The following is a 20,479-nucleotide window of genomic DNA, read 5'->3' on the forward strand; positions in this document are numbered from 1 at the left end:
GGAACGGTGACGAACGTGAGACGGCGCACCCGGCCGACCACCGGGGCCTCCGCCGTCCCACCCGCAAACACGCCTTCGCTCGAAGCCGCACCAGCAGACGCTCACGCCCGCGGCGACGCCGAGCCGATTCGCGACCAGGAACCGCTCATCGACACCGTCGACGCCTGCCCAGGCGACCTCCCCGGCGACGGCACGCCGCCCCAGACGGCCGACCCACCACCACCCGCCGCGCCCCGCACCCTGCAGAGAAGACACCGCAAGACGAAGAACAAGACCTCCAGCCGGCACGTCTCGCCGAACACCAGCGGAAAACCGCCTGGTCGCCACCGCAAGCCCCCGGCCCCCGACAAGAAACAGTCCATCCGCCGGGCCCAGGTCATCGGCCTACCACTCCTCGGCCTTCCCGCGATCATCCTCCTGCTGGTCTTCACCGTCGCGCCCTCTGGCGACACCGCGGCCACCTCCAGGACCACGCCCCCGACTACCGCGACCAGCTACCCCATGCCCACCCTCAACCCAGCCGGACCAGCTACCGGCGACGACGGCCAGCCACCTACAGGAGCGCTCGCCACCGCCGCGGCCAACCCGACCAGCGCACCCAGCCTCGTCACCCTCACGGCCGCCGACCGCCGCATCCCCGCCCCGGTCCTCGCCGCCTACCAGCAGGCCGCCACCACCCTGACCAGCGAACAGCCCGGCTGCCGACTGCGCTGGCAGCTACTCGCGGGCATCGGCAAGGTCGAATCCGGCAACGCGACCGGCCGCCAGATCAGCCCCGACGGCACCGTCTCCCCCACCATCCTCGGGCCCCGCCTCACCGGCGGCGGTGGCTTCGCCCGCATCCTCGACACCGACCGCGGCGCTCTCGACGGCGACACCGCCTACGACCGGGCCGTCGGACCGCTGCAGTTCCTGCCCTCGACCTGGAGCGGCGCCGGGCGTGACGGCAACGCCGACGGCCACCGGGACCCGAACAACATCCACGACGCCGCCCTCGCCGCGGGCGGCTACCTGTGCGCCCACCACCGCGACCTGGCCAACCCGACCCAGCTCACCGCAGCGATCCGCGCCTACAACCCGTCGGACGCCTACGTCCGCGCCGTCCTCGCCTGGACCACCGGCTACACCACCACACCGACGCCGATCACCCCGCCGACCGGCGGCACCGCTCCCGCGGGCGGCGACACACCGACCGCCGACCCCTACCCCGTCTTCGCCCTCACCCCGATCGGCACCGCCACCCCGTCCGGCTCCCCGGCCGCAGCCGCGTGCGCTCCCGTCACGATCACAACCGGCAGCCTCACCGCCGCCCTCATCGCGACCGCCCTCAACCTCACCGGCCGCTACACCACCCCGGCCACCGAGACCAACTCCGACGGAACGATCACCGTCCACACCGTCGCCCGCAACCCCGACGGCCAGACCCTCGCCGACACCGACCGGCCCCTACCCCTCAAAACCAGCGACCTGCCCACCCTGCTCACCCAGCTCCCCCTCGACCAGCTCACCACCCCCGGCCACACCACCACGATCACCCTGACCCTCACCAGCACCCCACCCGGCTGCCCCACCCAGACCCTCGCCACCCTCACCATCACCAACATCACCCGACCCGCCGGCACCCCGACCCCGACCGGCCCAGCCACCACCAGCACCCCGGCCCCGACCCCGACCCCGACTCCGAGCACCAGTTCCATCCCAACAGCCAGCCCCACCCTCAGCACGAGTCCACACCCGACCACCAGCCCTACCACGACCACGACGCCATGACCGCGGAACATGCCACCCCGGATCACGCCCCGCCCGCCGGCGCGGACGTGGCTGAACCCGGCCCCACGACTCGCCGGTCTCCCCCGCACACCAGCCCGGATCTCCAGGTTTCGGGCCTATGGTGACCGCTCGACGACGCTGCCGACACCCGCTACCAGGCAGCGCCCCGACCCGGGAAGGAGCACACGCCCGGTGAGCCGGCTGAGGTGCCCCGATCTCTCCGGACACGGACCCAGGTAAAATTGGGTCAGCCGGAAAGGGAGAGGGTTGCCACAGAAACGCAGGGCTTTCACGCCTGAGTTCAAGAGCGAGGCCGCGAAGTTGGTGATCGAGACGTCTCGTCCGATTGCCCAGGTCGCGCGCGAACTCGGAGTACTGGAAGGAACCCTATCGAACTGGGTCAACGCGTACCGGCGGGAGCACGCCGACGATGAGCCACCGGCGACCGTAAACGAGCGTGCCCGGCTCCGGGAACTTGAGCGCGAGAACCGCGAGCTGCGCATGGAGAACGAGTTCCTAAAAAAACCGCAGCGTACTTCGCCCGGGATCACCGGTGAGCGACACGTTCGAGTTCATCGACGCGGAGTACGCCAACAACAAGATCGAAAACTCGGGCGACCCGGCGCCGACGATCAAACAGATGTGTCGATGGGCCGACGTTTCGCGCTCTGGCTACTACGAGTGGCTCAACCGGCCCGAATCGGCGACCGCGAAACGACGCGAAGAACTGAAAACACTGATCATCGCCTCGTTCAACGCGTCCGACGGCACCTACGGCTACCGCCGCGTCCACGCCGACCTGGTCGCCGGCGGCCGGGCCTGCGGGCCCGAGCTCGTCCGCGCCCTCATGCGCGAGCTGGGCCTCGAGCCCTGCCAGCCCAAGCCCTGGCGACACAGCCTCACCGACGCCGACGACGAACCAGCCAAGATCCCCGACCTCGTCTCGCGCGACTTCACCGCCGACGCCCCCGGCCAGAAGATGGTCGGCGACATCACCTACATTCCCACCTGGGAAGGCTGGCTCTTCCTCGCCACCGTGATCGACTGCTTCGACAAGCGCGTGGTCGGCTGGGCAATGGACGACAACTACAAAACGCCGCTCATCGAGGAAGCCATCACCATGGCCGCCCGGAACCACACCCTGAAGAAAGACGCCATCTTCCACTCCGACCGCGGCAGCAACTACACCTCGGCCGACTTCGCCACGACCCTGAAAAAACTCGGGATCAAGCAGTCCGTCGGCCGCACCGGAATCTGCTACGACAACGCGATGGCCGAATCCTTCTTCGCCGCACTCAAGAACGAGCGCGTCCACCGCACCGCCTACCCGACGCGCGAACATGCCCGACGCGACATTGCCCGGTACATCGAAATCCGCTACAATACGACCAGGCGCCACTCCGCACTCGACTATCGGACCCCACAACAGGTCTACAACGAGTACCAGTTGCGCCTGGAAGCCGCCTGATCAGAGCCGAATAGCTATTTAGAAGGCTGTCCGGAAAGATCGGGGCACATCACCCCGCCCGTGCCGTCAGCCACGCCAGGTCCCCACGGCTCAGCCAGCTCCGCGCCCATCATCACCATCCCCCTCCAAGCCCTCACCACCATCACCAACGAGCAGACATCGACAGCGCTCGCCACCACCGCGCCGGGCGACGCTCCCACCGTCACCATCACCGCCAGCACCCTCGACGACACGACAACCCCGGCTCCGGACCCGCGCCCGACAGCCAGCCTCACCATGACACCCATCCCGATCATCAGCCTCACCCCCTACACCACCTGCAACACGATCACCCTCACCCCAGCCAGCCTCGCCGCCACCGTCGACCAGACCACACTCACCATCACCGGCACATACACCCCACCCCCCGCCAGCGCACCCGACCAGACCACGACCATCCACGCCGACGTCCGCACCACCGAGACCGACGACGCCCTGCTCGAACAGTCCGACGTCACCGTCCCAACGGGACCAGCCACCACCCCGACCGTCCTCGCCACCCTGGACCTCGACCGGCTCCCCACCACCACCCCGACAACCCTCACCCTGACCCTCACCACCACCCCAACCACCTGCACACCCATCACCCTCGCCACCATCATGATCATCAACGTTGACGCGGCACCGGAACCTGTCAAGCGATTTGAGACAACATGATGTTCAGGTCGTGGGTTGATCCTCCTGAGTTTCGATCTTGGCTGGGGGTTGGTTGATCCACACCCGGCTCGGGAGTTCTGGGGCCCGGGGTGGCCCGTGGTGGAACCGGTCCGGGTGGATGGCGTAGGCCGCGTCCAGGACGATCTGACGGGCGTCCCGGACGTATTTCCAGGTTCCGTCGTGGACCGATCCGGGTGTGTATAGTCCGATCCCTGAATGACGGTGCTCGGTGTTGTAGTAGTCGAAGAACTCGTTGACGAACACCCGGGCGTCGTAGATGCTGGCGAAGTCCCCGGGAAACGCGGGGCAGTACTTCAACGTCTTGAAAGCGGCCTCCGAGTACGGGTTGTCGTTCGACACCTTCGGCCGCGACCGGGACCGTTCGATGTGCAGGTCCGCGAGCAGCGCCGCGACGTTCTTACTCGTCATCGAGGTGCCATTGTCGGAGTGGACGGTAACCGGCATGACCCCTCCGTTCGCGGCGATACAGTTCTCGATGAATCCCTTGGCGAGCTCCCCGTTCTCGGTGGTGTGGACCTCCAAATGGACAGCCTTACGTGAATAGATGTCAAGGGTCACGTACACGTCGAAGTACACACCCCGGGTGGGACCCTTCACTTTGGTGATATCCCAGGTCCAGACAAGGTCAGGGGCGTCGGCGACGAGCTCCGGGCGGACCCTCGCGGGATGGCTCGCCAGCGCCCGGCGCTCCCGGACCTGCCCGTCGGCCCGCAGAACCCGGTAGATCGTGGAGACACTGCCCAGGTAGCGGCCCTCGTCGAGCACGACCGCCCACACCTGGGCCGGGGACTTGTCCGCGAACCGCTCACTGTCGAGCACCGCCACGATCTCCGCCCGCTCCACCAGGTCGAGCGCGCTGGGCTGTACCTGCCGCGCCGGCTCCGGCCGCGGACCGTGCATCTTCGGTACCCGGCCGCGATAGACACTCGCCCGCGCCATACCCAACAACGCGCACGCCCGCGAAGTCGGAACCAGGACCTCCAACTCGGTCAAAGCCACGGCCATCACAGCATCGGTCTCTACTCCCTGTCCGCGCTCTCGGAGAGCACCTCCAAGAGCGCGGACACTTTTCCCATCACCTCCAGCACCGCCCGCGTCTTCGCCAGCTCCGCGACCAGCCGTGCATTGTCAGCCTTCAGGCGCCGGTTCTCCGCCGACTCCGGCACCGCCTTCGCCGGGCTCGAAACGGCCGCCGAGCCCGCAACACTCAACGCCCCTCGATCCCGGGAACGGCGCCACTTGTCGATATGCGACTGGTACAAGCCCTCGCAACGCAGCAACGCCCCGCGAGAACCGTGTTCAGTCAACGCGTCGTACTCGCCGACAATTCTCAACTTGTACGCCGAGGTAAACGTCCGACGCGTCGGCTGGCCCTCCCGCGAACCGGCCCCCTTCGGACCTGGTCCCCTCGATCTCCCCGAACCATCCGACGGCACATCAGCCATAGTCAACGTCACAAGATCCTGATCCGCATCTCGCCCTACTCACACACTCAAAGGATCAAGGAAACTGTCTCAACTCAGCTTGGCAGAGAGGGCACCGACAGCTTCGACCACAGCCCCGGGCGCAACTCCCTCAACCACGACACGCGACAGCTAAGTGATCTTCGGCGATTTTATAACCGTTCGACGCGATGCCGCAGGCACCAGCGGCGAGGCCTTTACCCATCCCCGCCGATGAGTTTCGCCGACAACCCGCCAGCACGGCGAATGCTGAAGGCATAGATCCCCAGGAGTTGCCGATGGCCAGCGAACTGCCGCCTGAGCACGGCGATCTGGTGACGCAGCGTGAGAATCACGGCGGCGATGCTGTATCCAAGGAAGACACAGGTGCGTCGCCTACCTGCCAGCCGCCGTCCGTCGCCCGTCGGCAGGACTGTTCAAAAGGACGCCGACTCGTCCAGTCAGCGACTTCGCCATAGCCTCGGTGTACACGGAGGGTCTATGGTCACAGGCACCCGAGTGTCAATTCTCGTTCGCCCTGGCAAATTTACTATCCGACAGTCAGAGAGACTCGTTTGTCAATCGCCATTCTCCTACCACCTCCGTCAACGTCCCCATCGTGTAATCCACGACGTTGTCCCAGGCGCATCAATTCCGCGAACTCGAGTCCACCATCGTGCCCGGAGTGGTAGCTACTTACAACTTGAAGATGCCCAGCGGCGGTCGCCCTCCGTAGCCATCAGGGCGTCTGGTACCGACCAGATTGCCGCCCCGAAAACAGGCTGCAGGACCATCGCAGCTCGCGCAACCCGCCATCTCAGGAAAAAATAGAGATGGCAGATTCTCGCCGACCATTTCTCACGAGCAGAATGGCTACCATGTTCGATCACGCGGCCCCACCCCGCCGGATGAGGCGACGGGTCTTCCTGGGAAGCAGCACCGCGGCGGTCGTCGCGCTGCTGAGCATAGCGACCGGCAACACGTCGGCAAACGCGGCCAGTTCGAGTATTCCAGTACCACCCGGGTTCGACGCTTCGAACTACCCGGCGATAAACGATTTTGCCGGCGGAACCCGACAGGTTCCCTCTCAGCTGCCGGCCGCGGATCTTGACCCCATCTCGCGAGCCGGAAGACAGCTTGAGGATTCATTTCCCGCCTCCTACTCGGGATATTACCAGAGCGCCGATCTTTCCTACACAGTCCTGTTCGTCGGCGGCGGCGACTCAACGGTTCAGCAGGCCGCGACTAAAGCGTTTGCGCAGATTCCTTCGCAGCTAGTGGCCGCAGGTTTCTCCCCCGCGGCCGCGAAAGCTGGCGCACCGGTGGTGAACTTCGGCTCGGCAAAGTTCCCGCTCAAGCAGCTAGATACCGTGGCAGATTCCATACGCCCACAGACCAAACTGAAGGGTCTCTGGGGCGTTGGCATCGACATAATCAACAACCAGGTCGTCATTCATACCGACGGATCCGACGCGGGGACGACCGCAGTCGCCGAAATATCCGGGAAGAATCCGGACGGGATTTTCCAGGTGGCGACCGGACCCCTGCCCACGCCGACCAGTGGGCGACACGCAGACAGTGCGCCGTGGAACGGCGGGGACGGGATCTACGGGTGGGGTAACTCCGAGGAATGCACCTCCGGGTTCGGAATGCACAACGTCAGCACCGGCCACAAATACCTACTCACAGACGGACACTGCCATCCGGACTACTTTTACAACTATGACTGGGTCGCCAACACCTACGGCTCACTAATGGGTGTCACAGTCACTGGCAGTGACCCCATGGAAACGAGCGCGTCCGGAGCACAGGTTGTCGACGCTCAAGCACTTGACCCTGGCGCCGGCGGAAGCTCCTGTATTTCATGGGGAGCCGTCAGCGTCCCACCGTCATCCTTGGTCCGATACTACATCACGGGCTACAACCAGCCGTCGCAGGGCCTTGGAATCCTCTCCGAAGGTGCACACGGCTACGAGAAGTCAGGAAGCGTTTCCGAACTCAATCTCAGCTTCCCAGAGACATACAATGGAAAGACCCTGTATGCGACAAATCTCTTCTCTGTCGCCGGCGGGTCCACGGTGCAGGGCGATAGCGGTGGACCAATGATTCAGCCATCACCCTTCGGCCCCCTCGCGGCCGGCATCGTCTGGGGATCCGCGACAAGGAGTGGCCAGACCTACACCATCGGCACAATGATCAACGCCGTCCGCTTCATATCCCAAGCCGATCCCAACGTCTCTTCAAACGGCACCAACTGCTAGCAATGGCGGTGCAATAGATCCACAGTTGCCGAGCGTCGCTCAGCACCGATCACAGGTCGGGCGGGCAATCCCGATCCCGTCCGACCTGCTGTCGCATACATCGACTCTGCCTACGGGCAGACTCCCTCGGATCGGCGTGGCGCCGACGGTCACCAGGTGCTGACGCCTCTCCCACTCTATCCGTCGCGTCCGCTACTCTTAAAAAGGCGGCCAGCCGCGATACGCGCCAGCAGAAGAAGGTGATTGATTTCGTTCAGAGCAGGATTGATCACCAGCCACCGTTCGCTCGGGCGAACTCGTCGGCCGCGATAGCACCGAGAATACGTACCTACTCAGAGGGGAGTCAGCATGAAGAGAGTCACGAGATTCGCACTGTCGCTCGCCGCATTTGCCACAGTCGCTGCCTGTTCACAGCCGGATTCAACAAGCTCGACGGCGCAATCGTCACTCGCAGGAGGAACACCAACGCCTCGAGTATCAGATCAGACGACAAGCGCTCGCATCGTGATATCGACACCGACGGTGCGGCAAAAATCGACCATCTCGGGCTATCTTGAGATAGAGAACCGGACGGGCGCAACGCTGCGACTCAACAACGGCCAATGCGAGCCCAAATGGCAGGTCGCACTTGAGAACGACCAGTTGCCTCCTTCCGCGTTCTTTCCAGGCGACTGCCATTTGAACTCCCCACTGGTACTGCCGCAGGGCGCGACCAGGCTCCCATTCGCTATCCCCGCTACATACGCCGCCTGCACCTCGAACCCAAGCTCAGTCCGTCCAGAAATACCGATGTGCGACAGCGACGGGAAATCACCCGCACTCCCATCCGGGACCTACCGGACCGTATTTCTTGCCCCTTCAGGCGTCCATGGACTAGCCGGGATACCTGTTTCGGCGACAGCGACCGTGGAGGTTGTCGCCGCGCGATGACTCGTTATCCGGGCAGAGGGGATTCCCATCAGGTCTGATGTCGCGCCCGGCGTCGCCGGTCCAGCTCGAGGCGTGGCACCTGTCGGCGGCCGCCACAGACCGCCCGCTGGCGGCCAGCAGGCATCGACCCCGAATGATCACGTTGAGTGACGGTTGGACGGGGCGAGGAGTCCTCCGGCGGGCCACCCAAACACCGGCTCCGAGAGCGATAGGGCTGGCCGTCGCTTCGCTACGTTGGGCAGGTGGACGTGCGGGCGGTGGATCGGTGATTCTCGCAGAGGACCGCGATCTGCGTTTCGTCACCATTCGCCGCGGGGCGACGCTCACGGACTCCACCCATCGGCTCCTGGCTTTGTGGGCCGCCGCGTGCGCCGAGCACGTCCTGTACCTCTTCGAGTCGGTGCAGCCCTGCGATCCGCGGCCCCGCCAGGCGATCGAGCAGATTCGGGCCTGGACCCGGGGTGAGATCAGGATGTCCGAGTCCCGTGCGGCAGGGGGCCACGCCATGGGCGCACGAGAGCTCCGCGGAGCCGCTCGGCATGCCGCCTACGCGGCCGGCCAGGCGGCGGTCGTGGCGCATGTCGCCGCCCACGACCTCGGCGCCGCCGCCTACGCGATCAAGGCGGCTCGCACGGCGGCGCCCCGCCGCGAGGAACGCGCCGGCCTGCTGGAGTGCCGGTGGCAGCGCGAACAGCTCCCGCATGCGATCCGCGCTCTCGTCCTGGACGACCAGCGGTTGCGCAACGACATCTGCTGGTCGGTCTTCGACTGCTGACGGGAAGCCGGCAGCCGCATTCCGGCCCGCACCTCTCCGCACCGCAGCTCAGAGTCCAGACCATCACCGACTACCAACCAGGTGACGTCACCTTGACGCCCCGTCCCCGCCGAACGACACCGCGGGCGCGACGATCAACCGAGCTCCTACCGTCGAGTTTTCACGATGACGACCAACACGCTCCGTGACAGACTGGCCACCATTGGGCTCTTCTCGTTGGCCGCGAGCGGGCAGATTCTGGTGGCCGCTGACACCCGGGAAAGACCGAGTTCGGCCACGGCGCTCACCTCCGCGCGGCCCGTGCCGCCGCCTGGCCCACCTTCCGCGCAGCGGGGGTGACGCAGCGGCTACCCTCCGCTCGCTAGACCTGGGCCGAGGGCGTGCCGCAGGTGAGGTCCATCGAAGCGGAGCGTGCAGATCGCGGGCATCGGCATCGACAGCCCGTCACAGGAGGTCAAGCTCACCTGGAGGAAAATCAGGACGAAGCCTCGGTCGGATCAGCAGCAGGTTCGCCTCTTGCCGCCTGGCTACGCCACCAAGACTCATCGCGACCTGCGGTCGTGGCGGTCGCGGTCGAGCACGCCGACCAGGTGCTGCTCGCCGCGTGCGGCGCCCGGACCTCGCCGACGACCGGCCTGTTCGAGGCCCCGTCGCAGGACACGGTGCTGCGCGTGCTCGCGAAGCTGAGCGCGGCATCCCTGGACGAGACCGTCGGGGCCCACCTGTCCGGCCGCGTGCGCCGCGTCCACGGCGAACGCCCCGACCCCGACGACCCTGCCGGCCCGGACGGGAACGGGCAACCGGCGCACGCGGGCCGGGCGGGGCGGCGGCGTGAGCAGCGCGCCGCGCGGCGTGCGTTCGCCGCGGACGGCAAGGCGCTGCGCGGCGCCGCGCGCGACGGGACGCGCACGTACCTGCTCTCGGTGGCGACCCACGACGAGGGCGTCGTCGTCGCCCAGCACGAGATCGGCGAGAAGACCAACGAGGTCCCCGCCCTGGTCCCGCTACTGACGGCTCTGAACGCCTACCAGCCCCTGGCCGGCGCCGTGATCACTGTCGATGCCGGTCACACCGTACGCGCGCACGGCAGGGCGATCCGCGCGCTCGGCGCGCACTTCGTGTTCACCGTGAAGCTGAACACCCCGGCACTCAATGCCGACTGCGAGGCCGCCGCGGACTGGAACAACCTGCCCGTCGAGCACGCGGCCGAGACCCACGGCCACGGACGCGAGGAACTGCGCACGATCCGCCGCGCTCCGGCGACCGCCGAGATCCGCGCCCGCCACCCGGGCGCCCGCACCGTCGCGCTCATCGAGCGCTACGCCACCCACACCGTCCACAAGGGCAAGGGCGCCAGGCGGGTCACGCAGACCGTGACCACCGCGGTGTCGGTGTTCGTCATCACCAGCCTGGAACTCGACGAGGTCACCGCCGAGGAACTCGCGGGCTACGTGAAGGGCCACTGGGCCATCGAGAGCAAGGTCCACTATGTCCGTGACGTCACCTACCGTGAGGACGCCTCTCAGGTAAGGACCGGCGATCTCCCCCGCATCATGGCCACACTCCGTAACACGGCGATCAGCCTGATCCGGCTCGCCGGCCACAAGGCGATCAAGCCCACCATTCGGCGGCTCAAGCACGACACGGCCCTACTCCTGAACGTCCTCGGCCTGAAACACCCCGCCTGACCAGCACAGACAGACTTTGCGGTACGCCGTGGGTCGTGACCACGCCGTTGTCCTTGACCCGGATCCGCAGCCCGTCCACATACAAGATCGGATAGACCTCGTCCAGCGGCCGGGACTGCCACGCCTTGATCTCATCGACCACGACCTCGGTCACATTCGAGATCAGTTCCCGGGACGCCTGGACGCCGTAGACCTCTCGCAGATGGGCCTCGATGTCGCGGGTCGTCATACCCCGCGAGTACAGCGACAGAACCAGGTCATCGAGGTTCCCGACCCGGCGGGCACGTTTCGGCACGATTGTGGGCTCGAACGAGCCGTTCCGGTCACGTGGCACCTCGATCTCGACCGGCCCGTTACGCGTCGACACCGTCTTCGTCGACTTCCCGATCCGGGAATTCCCCGTGCCATGACCGGCCGGGTCACCGGCCTCGTACCCGAGATGCTCCGTCATCTCGACCTGCAGGGCACGCTCCAGTACGGCCTTCGTCATCTTGTTCAACAGACCATCGACGCCGTCGACCGGCGTTCCGGTCGCTTTCGCGTCTTTCAGCAACGCATCGATCGTGTCCGGCGCGAACGCCTCCGCGATCCGCCTCGCCGCCGCCTCGTCAGATGTCCGAAGCGTAGTGGTCTCTGTCATGTAACTGGTCAGGTGGGTTGGGGTGTCCAGGGGTTTCCGTTGGCGAGTTGGGTGAGGGCGTCGAGTAGGCCGATGCCGTGTTTGCGGGTGGTTGCTGTGTAGGATCGGATGAGGCAGAAGTTCTGGGCGCCGGTGAGTGTTCTCATGCAGCCGGAGATTTTCTGCCGGGTTTTCACCATGCGGATCTCGCGTTCGGCGGCGTTGTTATCGAAGGGCACGGCCGGGTTGGTGGTGAAGCGGAGGTAGTCGTCGATCCGGTCGCGGAGACGGCGGGCGAGCGCGCGGTGTTTGTTGCCGAGCGCGCCGGTGACGGTCTGGTCGTCGGCGGCGATCTTCGCTGCGTCGCGGATGCGACGGGTGTGCTGGTCGAGGACGTCCGTGTCCAGGGTGATGCCTGTGGTGCGGGCATGGTCGATGTGCTTTTTAAGCGCGAGGAGGCCGTCGGTCACCTGACGTGCCCAACACCATTTGGTGTCGTCGCCGGCTGCGTCGATCACGGCTTGGAGTTCCCGGAGAACATGCGCGTTGCACAGCGCGTGGGTCGCGTCGGTGAACGTGTCGTAGGGTGCCCAGGCGTCATGGACCGCGACTCCGGTGAAACCGGGAAGCACACCGGCGGTGAGTATCGCCTCCCGGCCGCGGCGGCGGTGCGCGGTCAGTAGCGAGTAGCGGTCGGTCGACGCGGAGTGCACCCAGTGGGTGGTGCCGTTCACTCGGAAGCCGGTCTCGTCGAAGTGGACCACGCTGGCACGGCCGATCAGTGCGCGGACCTGGCCGCTGAAACCCTTGAGGGATTTCGCGGCCTTGGTGGTTGCCGCGGCGACGGTCGCGTCACTGATCGGGGTGCCGAACAGCTCGCCGAGGGCCTGCGCTGTCCGCTGTTTCGACAGGAACTGGCCGGCATACAGATAGACGATGACCGCAGTGATCATCGGACCGTACTGAACCGGTGCTCGCACTCCGTCGGGACTGTCCGCGGTGGTCACCATGCCGCACCCGCACCGCTTCGCGACCAGCTGATGCTCGACGACACCGACTCGGATCGCGGGGATGTCGAAGACCTGGCGCCGTGTCATCCCGGCGACCGGGGCGCGGCCGAGTCCTCGGCCGCAGCCGCAGCACCGCGCCGGCTCATGGCGCACGATCTCATCCGGATCGGCCACCTGGCACAACGTCCGCCCGGGATGACCGCCCTGCCCACCGGGTTTACGGCCCGATCTTCCTCGCAACGACTTCGGCGCTGGCTTCGCCAGCCCGTCCGATGACGGCGGCTTCGACGAGTTCCGTGAATTCGCCGCCAGCCGCGCCTCCAACTCCGCGACCCGCGCTTTCAACCGCTCGATCTCAGCGGCCTGTTCTTTGATAATCGCGGCCTGGGCAACGACAAGCGCGGCAAGCTCGTCATACGTCGGCCGCGTCATACCCTCATTATTGGACACGCACCGAGACACGCCAAGCAATTACACGCCAGGAGATGCCAACTCATTAACAAATCACGCGGGAACATGACGGACCTGACCAGTTACGAGGTGGGAACCTGGAGCGGTAGTCGAGCAGAAGATTGAGCTGCTACGCGAGCGAACAGAACGACTGGCCGCGCAGGTCTCAGATCTACGACGCGACCTGGGCGCTGCTGAACGTAGAGTCGAAGCGTCGATAGCGGCTCTCGGAGACCGCATCGAGGCCGCCCGAACCGAGATCATCGAACGCGAAGAACAGAGGGATCGGCGTTCCGAATCCGTTGATGCCCGAGGACTACCGGTTTTAGCGCTAGGAATCATCCTCTCATCGATCCCGAACGAGATGTCCAAGATTCCAGGGTGGCGCGGCTGGGTCATATTCTCACTTCTGGCAGCTCTATCAATGACCTTTACGTATTACACCTGGAGGCGGGTCACTAGGTAGTGCTTGACTTTGCATTCAAGTGATTCTGCGGAGACAGATCGGAATGGCATCCTGACTGGTGCGCGCACAGCGACCCGTGTTCATGACGCCTCGGGTTCGATCGCCCAGTAGGCGCGGGTGCGCATATCCGCGGCGAGCTCGGCCGGCGGGAAGATCGGTGTGCCTGCTGCCGCGTGTCTGGCGAGGCTGCCGGTGTTGACGATGAGGCCGTCGATGACGTGGAGGGTGAGGCGCCCGGGGAGGTTGAGTTTCTGGCCTGCGATCTGAGGGTCCGGTTCGCCGCAGCAGGTCATCGTCAAGCGCGGAATCGGCCCTCGGGCGAGAATCTGGGTGACCGCGTCGGCGGTGACGGGGACCGCGAGACCGGTGAAGTCGGCGTCGAGCTTCGCGTCCGCTGCCTGTAGGACGCGGTCGACCAGATGCAGGAGTTGGTCGTCGCGTGCGGTGAAGGTCTGCGGCACGGTGAAGGCGGTGCCGGTCGCGTCCCCAACACGCTGCAGTGCTTCGAGCGAGGCAATCCGACCGTCAAGTTCCATCTGGGGAACCGTCGAGTTGTCGTTCACGCTGATCAGCGTGGGCGGATGCCCGGCGGCGCCGAGACGGATCTGCTCCGCGTCGCCGAGCGTGGCGGCGAAGCGTAGCGCTGTGAGTGCGTCGCCGAGGAGGGTGGTGTCGCCCGCGTGGAACGCGAATTGGACCTCGCCGAGGGTCGAGTCCGGCGCCAGGCGGAACTCCAGGCTGAGGCAGCCGGCGTCGTCGCGGGCGAGGAGTCTCTGGCCGCCGGCCAGTCCCTGGGTCGACTCGACCACGGTCAGCGGCAGTCGGGCGATCACCTGCGATTGGGCCAGGAGCGCGCCCGTGACCCGTTGTGGGGTGGTGTCCGACGCCCCTATCTCCAGGGACGTAGGGATCGCGTCGGTGAGGAGCTGGTCGAGGCCGCCCGGGAGGCCGACCGTCACGTTGGTGATGTGGGGCGCGGTGAGCTGGAGTGGGGCACCGTAGGTGTGGAAGTCCTCGATTTTGGCGGCCTCGGCGCTGCCGGTCGGCGCGGCGAGGCTCAGGACTCCGCTGATCGGGCGGCGCTCGTTGGCGCCGGCGTCTTTGGGCCGGATCTCGATGGTCTGCGCGTTCTCGGCGAAGGACAGGTCGAACGTGTAGTCGGGATCGACGAGCGCCGCTAGGTCTCGGAGCTTCCGGCCGCGTTCCAGCGCGTCGGGCACGCCGGAGGCCAGCGGTGCCTCCTCCTGGCGCTGCTGTACGAGGAGGTCCAGGGCGCGATGTTCGGCCGCGCCGGGGTGGAGGCGGGCGAGTGCCGGGTGCTCGGCGAACGCCACGTTAAGCGCTGTGAGACCCATCCAGGCGACCTCGGCGGTGGTCTCCGCAGCCAGTGTCTCGCGGAGCCAGGTCTCCTCTGCCGGTGTCGGGTTCTTTGGCATGACCAGCGTCCACGCGACCATGTCCTGTTGTTCGCGAACCGCTGTGCGCAATGACCGCAGAACCTGCCGTTTCTGTGCCGGGGTAAGCAGGCTACGGAAGCTCTTGATCTCGTAGACGTGGCTGCCGCCGTCCACCGGGGCCACCACATCAACACCGCCGTCACCGCCAGCGCCGTGAACATGGAGCGCTCCGGGAACCGTCCGCACGAGCAGCGCCGCGATCAGGTTCTCGACGTCACCGGGCTGTAGGCCCTCCCAGACAACCGACATGGCCCCGTGGCAACCTTTCTTCCCGCCTGACGTCAGCACAGTTAGCCCAACCGCAACGGGTTCGCCCATTGCCGCGACGCCCGGCGAGCCACTGCCGGCCGCCGACACCCTTCGCGATCATCGCGCGGGGCATGTGACCAGTCGATGGTCACCCGCATCCGTCGTCCGGCCAACCAGAACGTCTGCTTGAAGGTACCGAGCCGGTCCGACAGACCCATAGCCGCGCCGCCGCGACGGCCTAGAATCCGACGAAGCCGTATCCGATCGGCGGTGAGCGCCGGCCCACGGTCCGACGGCGGCGCCGACAGCCCAGACCTAGTCGATTGCCGCCTGTAGCCCACTCAGGGCCGAGTAGGAGATGCCTTCCTCGGATCGTCGATTTTCGCGACCTGCTCTACTGCGAATTGCAATCCTGTCCGGCTGGCGGCACGTTCACTCACACCGGGAACGCCAGCATCCATGAGTAGCCGTGATCGAACGACCCACTGAATCAGTTCCCCGTACCAAAAGCGATCCACCGAGTCCCCGCTGGGTTTATTTCTCGCGCCACCATGCGACACTCCGTTGCGAAAGAATACGGCGATGGCCGCGAAATCCGGTGATGCTTTTAGTATGCAGTCCCCAACGGCGCCGGTCGAGCGGATTACATCTTCGACTCTCTGTCGGAATGGCCTGTCGTTACGGTTCTTGAGAATACGTTCGACCCAATCAATCTCGTCCCGTGGTACTTCATCGTTTCCTGCGGTCCGAAGTATGGCGACGATCCGTTCGACACGCTTGGTGTGGTCTGGTCTGTCCAGGTCGCGATGAGCATCGCTTCCGAATCGAGATTTGGTGTGTAGCGCCTCGACGGCCTGCATGGAGGAAGCGAGCTTGTGTTCCTGATAGATGAACGGAGCATAGTACGGACCGACCGCCAATGTGACGGCCTCACGTTCCCGCGCTCGCAGTTCGTACCATTTTTGAATAATTTGAGGAAGAAGTGTACCCGCATCGCGCGCCCAAAAAAGCGTCGGCGCACTGTAGCTCTGTATGGCTACTGCGGATCTATTTCCGCTTCCCTGTCGACCGAAAGATACCGCCGTGCCGTTGAAGCGCGCCTCGCAAAACTGCGTGCCCGACTCAGCGGTCGCTGGTCGCAGTCCGAGCCACGTCAATTGCACGGGCCGCCCGAGGGCAACGGTAAGAAGATCTTGAAATGGTCGGATGCGCGCATCGACGAGCGACTCGATACCGACAGGCTGGCAAAATTCGACCTCTAGCACGGAGAAGCGGTCGAGGTGCACGGACCCGCCTCCGCTGGTCCCGACTACCTTGCTGGCAAGCGTGACGGCATCACTCTCGATTACTAGTGTCGCGTGCTCCGTGCGGCCGACGTGAACGGGTAGGACGCCTGCCGACTTTTCCCCCGTGATCGAAGGCGGGTCCAGCCATGCGTCCAACCAGTCGAACTCGGCGATCGCATGGGTAAATTTGTCCTCCGGAGTATGAGCATCGAGTATCAACGCTGTCGCCAGGTACTCCTCTTGAGAACGTTCGAAGGGGCCGACCAAATTTTCGCCCCTCACGTTGAGGAGTGTGACCTTTCGACCGTCCCGGGTCTGGCCGAAGATGGCGGGGAGTCGCACAGAGCGGAACTCGGGTCCTTCCCATCCTCGTGCGGACATCGGATACTCCCGTAGAGGCTCGTCCAGTCGTAGCTCGACGGGTCCTGAGTCGGAATACACAGCTCCGCTGACTCGTCGCTCGGGCGCACTCGGAAGCCACCAACGTCCAACGTGCGATGATTCGTCCGCTCTCGCCACTAGTCACTCCAGTTTCGTCGGGCCTGAGTCGGATCGGCGGTCATCCTATTCCTGGTCATTGGGAACGACGTCGCTGGCTTCGTGATGGCCAAGGTCGATGAGCCTTGTGCGTAGATGGTAGAAAGTTTCGTCGATTGGTCCCGAAACGGAGGCGCGGAGAGTCTCGATTGCCTTCCCGGCCGCATGATGGCGTTCCCACGACTCGCCTGTGTCAAGCAGTTGCCGAAGGATGCCGCGTGTCGTCGGGCTGGGTGGAATGGCCGCTGCACGGTCGGCTACGGAAATCCCATAGCTGATTGCCCCGTTTGTCGCTGCGAGCGTGCGCGCGGTGAGCTCTGCCCATTGATGGTCGTCGACGCTTGTGACGAAAGCCCATCGTCCGAGGCCGTGGAGAGCCTGAGCCGGGATCGGCGGTTGGATCGTGTCGAGGAGACCGTTCCAGAAGTCGACGGCGGCGGTGAGTCGCGGGACGCCGGGCTGCGTTTGTTGGGCGAGGAAGGCGACTTCCTCGGCCACAGATTCTAGGGTATCCGGATTTGGGCTTAGCTGACGGATGATTGTGTCGAGGTCGTAGCCGGCTACCTTTTCCAACGTCGCGGCGGCGAGCTGTCTGGTCGCGTTGTCAATGTTGCGGCGCGCGACGGCGAACAGCTCGGCCTGAAGATTCTGGTAAAGCCACAACGTGGGAGGAGCCCATTGGATCGTGAGGTCGAATGTCTTGCCGGCCAGCGGTCCGTCTCGGAACAGCCCGGCGGCGCGGGTATCCAGCCATGGCCTGGCGATCGTTTCGAGCAAGGCCCGGCGGGTGGCGAGGAGCGCCCGGTATTGCAGCCCGACGGCGCCGGCCGCCCCGAGGGTCGTGTCGAGGATCCGCTCGAACTCGGGTCGGGCCGCGCCGTGGACGCGGAATTCCCACGCTGCGAGGGCCAGGACGGTCTCCAGACTGCGGCCCGACAGTGAGGTCATCGCATCGCCAAGCGGGTCGCGTTCCTCGGCTCCAAGCGGTTGGTCGGAGTCCGCCGCGTGGTCGATGATCGAGCGTGTCCAGGCCCACAGCTCGTCGAGGCTCGCCGCGATGTCGGCGCCGTGGTCGGCGAGGGTCTTAGCGAGGTCGAGGACTACGCCGTCGAGGCTGGTCTGGGACGGTCGGTCGGCGTCCGAGACGCCTCCGTTCGACTCGCTGGGGTCCTTGTTTGTCCGGGCGTGCAGACATGCCGCGACTATGGCGGGAGCGTGCTCCAGAATTTCGGCTGCCTTTGCCGTGACGGCGCGCAAGTAGTACTCGATGTAGATCGGCTTGCGGAGGGTCGTAATGATCGTTGCGGGATCTACGGCCCAACGCGCTGGGTCGCTGGCGACGGTGATCTCCAGTTCGCGGGCCAGCTCAAGTGGACCGGACAGAAACGTGTCCCGGTCGGTGGTCGGCTGCCATGAGGCGACCTGTTCCGCCGCTTCGAGGACTGGCTTGGCCGCAAGCTCATCGGCGGAAATGGGCGACGTCGCTGACAGCCACCTCCAACCGGGCTCCCGGGCGCGGGTGAGGGGACCCGGATCGGGCTGTCCGTGCAGGTGGGAGACATGGTCGATGGGATCTTTCCAGCCGGCCAGCAGATGGGTGGGCAGTATCGCGGCCCAGCGCCAGGCGCGGGCCCAGTCCTGGGGGATGTCGTGTGGCTCGGTGGGGGCGGCGGAGGGCGTGCCGAGCGCCGCGGTCCAGCCCGCGAGATCCTCGGGCGCCGGATCGTGCGCCAGGATGTCGGCCACGAGCGCGAGGTCGTCTCCCGTCGCGGTCTGCGACATCAGCCGCAGGGCCATGTGGTCAATCTTCTGAGTCAGGGCGACGTCGTCCGCGCCTGCGAAGACCTGGCTTCGGATGCGATCGCCGAGTTCCCCGGACAGGTTCTTCAGCCATTCCAGCTGTGTCGCGGTCGGTACGCCGAGGCCGCGAGCTGCCGCGAGGGCGCGGGTCAGGTGGTGTGCCAGCAGGACGAGTGGTTCAGGGTGCTCCCCAAGTTCACCGGACAGCGCCTCGATACCGATCGATAGGTAGCGGGACGGGGCGGTGCCTGCTTGGTGGCGTGTCTTGCCGGCCAGCATCCTCGTTCGGCCGGCCACGTTGTCCGCGGTGATGCCGGCCTGGATGTGGTCGAGGATGGTCGTCGCGTAGTAGTGATCTCCGTTTCTGAACTGGTGGAGGTCGTTCAGGACGGCCCGAGCGACCTGCTCGACGACCATGTCCGCAGGGTCTGCTCGGACAGCGACATCCACGGCTAGGGCCCGCACGCCCGACAGGTCGCCCTGCTGCCTGCTCACCGTCGCCACAACGCCATACCCGGCAGGCCCGAGATGCGTCGCGACCCGCAGCAGCTCGAATCGCGCGGCCACGCGCTCGTCGTTCGGCAGCGATTTCGTGTCGGCGAGTAGGCGTTCCAGGTGAACCGCCACGCTCTGCGGCTGGACACGGGCCAGCCCGTCCAGCAACGCGGCACCAGGCCAGGGGCCCTCGTGGGGCGACGGCGTGACGAGGCCGGCCAGGCGGAGAGGTTCCAGCCATGCCGGATCCGTGAGCTCGCTCAGGAACAGCCGGAGGTGGTGGCCATTGATGAGCAACTGCTCCAGCGTCCTGATCTGATCATGGCCTTGCCATGGCTCGGCCGCCAGGCGACGGATCGCATCGACGACCTCATCGGGTGGAGTGAACATCCGCACGAACCACGTGATGGTCCGTGTCTGGAGCGACGCCGCGTCGGCCAGCGTGAGCCCTGTGTGCACGGCACGATTCGCCACCCCCCGCAGATCGTCATACTCCGCCACCGGATCGCGACGGTGGGACAGCGGGCTGACGCCAGCCCTGTCCTGCAAGTAGCCCACCAATTTCCGCGCGTAGTACGAGGCACGAGACGTGTTAGCCGCGACCCTCGCCAGCACCTCGTCCAACGCGACGCGAGCCGAAACCGTGTCGGCGGCCGGCTGAGCTATCGCGACCTGGAACACCTGCCACGCCTTCAGAACCGCCGCGAGTCCCCCTTCAGCCGCCTGATCACGACCCTCGACAACCGCGTTCAACGCCTCGCGCAGGTTGTAGGCAGCGCTCTCTGCCCAACGCAAACCCCGGTCATCCGTCCTGGCGAGCCCGAGCAACACCTCCGCTGTGCCCAAACAGCGGATGATCTTCTCTGCGTCTACCCCGGGCTCTGCATGGAGGCGCTCGACAACCTTCCTCGAGAGCCCCGCAGCGAACTGATCATCGGACTTGCCGGTGGGCACCGCATCGGCGCTCTCCGCGGGTATGGGAAGGGGATCAGCCATGATCAAAGTAGGCTGCCGCCCTGGACGATCCAGGTCAAGCGGGTTTTGAACGTGCACCAAGGC

At 65.7% G+C, this 20,479-nt stretch carries 13 protein-coding genes; 6 read left to right on the plus strand and 7 right to left on the minus strand.

Annotation, left to right across the window (positions count from 1 at the left end; all coding sequences use genetic code 11):
* The first annotated feature begins 6 nt into the window (after window positions 1-6).
* The 3 genes from FRADC12_RS34015 to FRADC12_RS09990 all read left to right on the plus strand — a co-directional run bounded on the left by FRADC12_RS34015 (window position 7) and on the right by FRADC12_RS09990 (window position 3,934).
* Window positions 7-1,770 (plus strand): lytic transglycosylase domain-containing protein, encoded by a 1,764-nt coding sequence (locus FRADC12_RS34015; protein ID WP_052710793.1) that lies wholly within the window; start codon window positions 7-9, stop codon window positions 1,768-1,770.
* A gap of 267 nt (window positions 1,771-2,037) precedes the next feature.
* Window positions 2,038-3,238 (plus strand): IS3 family transposase gene (locus tag FRADC12_RS09985; RefSeq protein ID WP_157488763.1). Its coding sequence is split into 2 segments (ribosomal slippage): window positions 2,038-2,306 and window positions 2,305-3,238, totalling 1,203 coding nucleotides; the frame shifts between segments, so codons are not numbered across the junction.
* Between the two features lie 60 nt (window positions 3,239-3,298).
* Window positions 3,299-3,934, plus strand: a complete 636-nt coding sequence (locus FRADC12_RS09990; protein WP_045876451.1) for a hypothetical protein — start codon at window positions 3,299-3,301, stop codon at window positions 3,932-3,934.
* Window positions 3,935-3,937: 3 nt separating this feature from the next.
* On the opposite strand, the gene FRADC12_RS09995 is transcribed toward FRADC12_RS09990, so the two are convergent.
* Window positions 3,938-4,855: a DDE-type integrase/transposase/recombinase gene (locus tag FRADC12_RS09995; protein WP_084010561.1), complete on the minus strand. Its 918-nt coding sequence runs from the start codon at window positions 4,853-4,855 to the stop codon at window positions 3,938-3,940.
* Window positions 4,856-4,974: 119 nt separating this feature from the next.
* Window positions 4,975-5,400: a transposase gene (locus FRADC12_RS10000; protein ID WP_045879353.1), complete on the minus strand. Its 426-nt coding sequence runs from the start codon at window positions 5,398-5,400 to the stop codon at window positions 4,975-4,977.
* An 875-nt stretch (window positions 5,401-6,275) separates the two neighbouring features.
* Here FRADC12_RS10000 and FRADC12_RS31035 point away from each other — a divergent pair.
* The 3 genes from FRADC12_RS31035 to FRADC12_RS10010 all read left to right on the plus strand — a co-directional run bounded on the left by FRADC12_RS31035 (window position 6,276) and on the right by FRADC12_RS10010 (window position 11,051).
* Entirely contained in the window at window positions 6,276-7,658 is a 1,383-nt protein-coding gene (locus tag FRADC12_RS31035; RefSeq protein WP_157488765.1) for a chymotrypsin family serine protease, read from the plus strand.
* Window positions 7,659-8,853: 1,195 nt separating this feature from the next.
* Entirely contained in the window at window positions 8,854-9,363 is a 510-nt protein-coding gene (locus FRADC12_RS10005; RefSeq protein ID WP_045876453.1) for a putative immunity protein, read from the plus strand.
* A gap of 560 nt (window positions 9,364-9,923) precedes the next feature.
* Window positions 9,924-11,051, plus strand: coding sequence for an ISAs1 family transposase (locus FRADC12_RS10010; RefSeq protein WP_045876454.1), 1,128 nt, complete (start codon window positions 9,924-9,926; stop codon window positions 11,049-11,051).
* Here FRADC12_RS10010 and FRADC12_RS29465 read toward each other — a convergent pair.
* From FRADC12_RS29465 to FRADC12_RS10030, 5 genes are all read right to left on the minus strand, one after another.
* Window positions 10,996-11,691 (minus strand): transposase, encoded by a 696-nt coding sequence (locus tag FRADC12_RS29465; RefSeq protein ID WP_502685241.1) that lies wholly within the window; start codon window positions 11,689-11,691, stop codon window positions 10,996-10,998. The genes FRADC12_RS10010 and FRADC12_RS29465 overlap by 56 nt on opposite strands.
* A gap of 8 nt (window positions 11,692-11,699) precedes the next feature.
* A complete protein-coding gene (gene tnpC / locus FRADC12_RS10020) occupies window positions 11,700-13,112 on the minus strand; it encodes an IS66 family transposase (RefSeq protein ID WP_084010359.1) in 1,413 nt (470 codons plus the stop codon).
* Window positions 13,113-13,676: 564 nt separating this feature from the next.
* The gene (locus FRADC12_RS10025) at window positions 13,677-15,302 is read right to left on the minus strand and encodes a hypothetical protein (protein ID WP_232303709.1); all 1,626 of its coding nucleotides are present in this window, start codon (window positions 15,300-15,302) and stop codon (window positions 13,677-13,679) included.
* Between the two features lie 341 nt (window positions 15,303-15,643).
* Window positions 15,644-17,107, minus strand: coding sequence for an ApeA N-terminal domain 1-containing protein (locus tag FRADC12_RS31040; RefSeq protein ID WP_198152844.1), 1,464 nt, complete (start codon window positions 17,105-17,107; stop codon window positions 15,644-15,646).
* 45 nt (window positions 17,108-17,152) lie between these two features.
* Window positions 17,153-20,416 carry a hypothetical protein gene (locus FRADC12_RS10030; RefSeq protein ID WP_052710794.1) on the minus strand — a complete coding sequence of 1,088 codons (3,264 nt, stop codon included), beginning with the start codon at window positions 20,414-20,416 and terminating at the stop codon, window positions 17,153-17,155.
* Window positions 20,417-20,479 lie beyond the last annotated feature (63 nt).

The organism is Pseudofrankia sp. DC12 (assembly GCF_000966285.1).
Taxonomy (GTDB): Bacteria; Actinomycetota; Actinomycetes; order Frankiales; family Frankiaceae; genus Pseudofrankia.

What these genes read in the sequence shown, in the direction of transcription:
- FRADC12_RS29465 (WP_502685241.1), bottom strand. Translation starts at nt 11,691, where the DNA reads ATGACAGAGACCACTACGCTTCGGACATCTGACGAGGCGGCGGCGAGG.
- FRADC12_RS10030 (WP_052710794.1), bottom strand. Translation starts at nt 20,416, where the DNA reads ATGGCTGATCCCCTTCCCATACCCGCGGAGAGCGCCGATGCGGTGCCC.
- tnpC (WP_084010359.1), bottom strand. Translation starts at nt 13,112, where the DNA reads ATGACGCGGCCGACGTATGACGAGCTTGCCGCGCTTGTCGTTGCCCAG.
- FRADC12_RS09995 (WP_084010561.1), bottom strand. Translation starts at nt 4,855, where the DNA reads ATGCACGGTCCGCGGCCGGAGCCGGCGCGGCAGGTACAGCCCAGCGCG.
- FRADC12_RS10025 (WP_232303709.1), bottom strand. Translation starts at nt 15,302, where the DNA reads ATGTCGGTTGTCTGGGAGGGCCTACAGCCCGGTGACGTCGAGAACCTG.
- FRADC12_RS10000 (WP_045879353.1), bottom strand. Translation starts at nt 5,400, where the DNA reads ATGGCTGATGTGCCGTCGGATGGTTCGGGGAGATCGAGGGGACCAGGT.
- FRADC12_RS31035 (WP_157488765.1), top strand. Translation starts at nt 6,276, where the DNA reads ATGTTCGATCACGCGGCCCCACCCCGCCGGATGAGGCGACGGGTCTTC.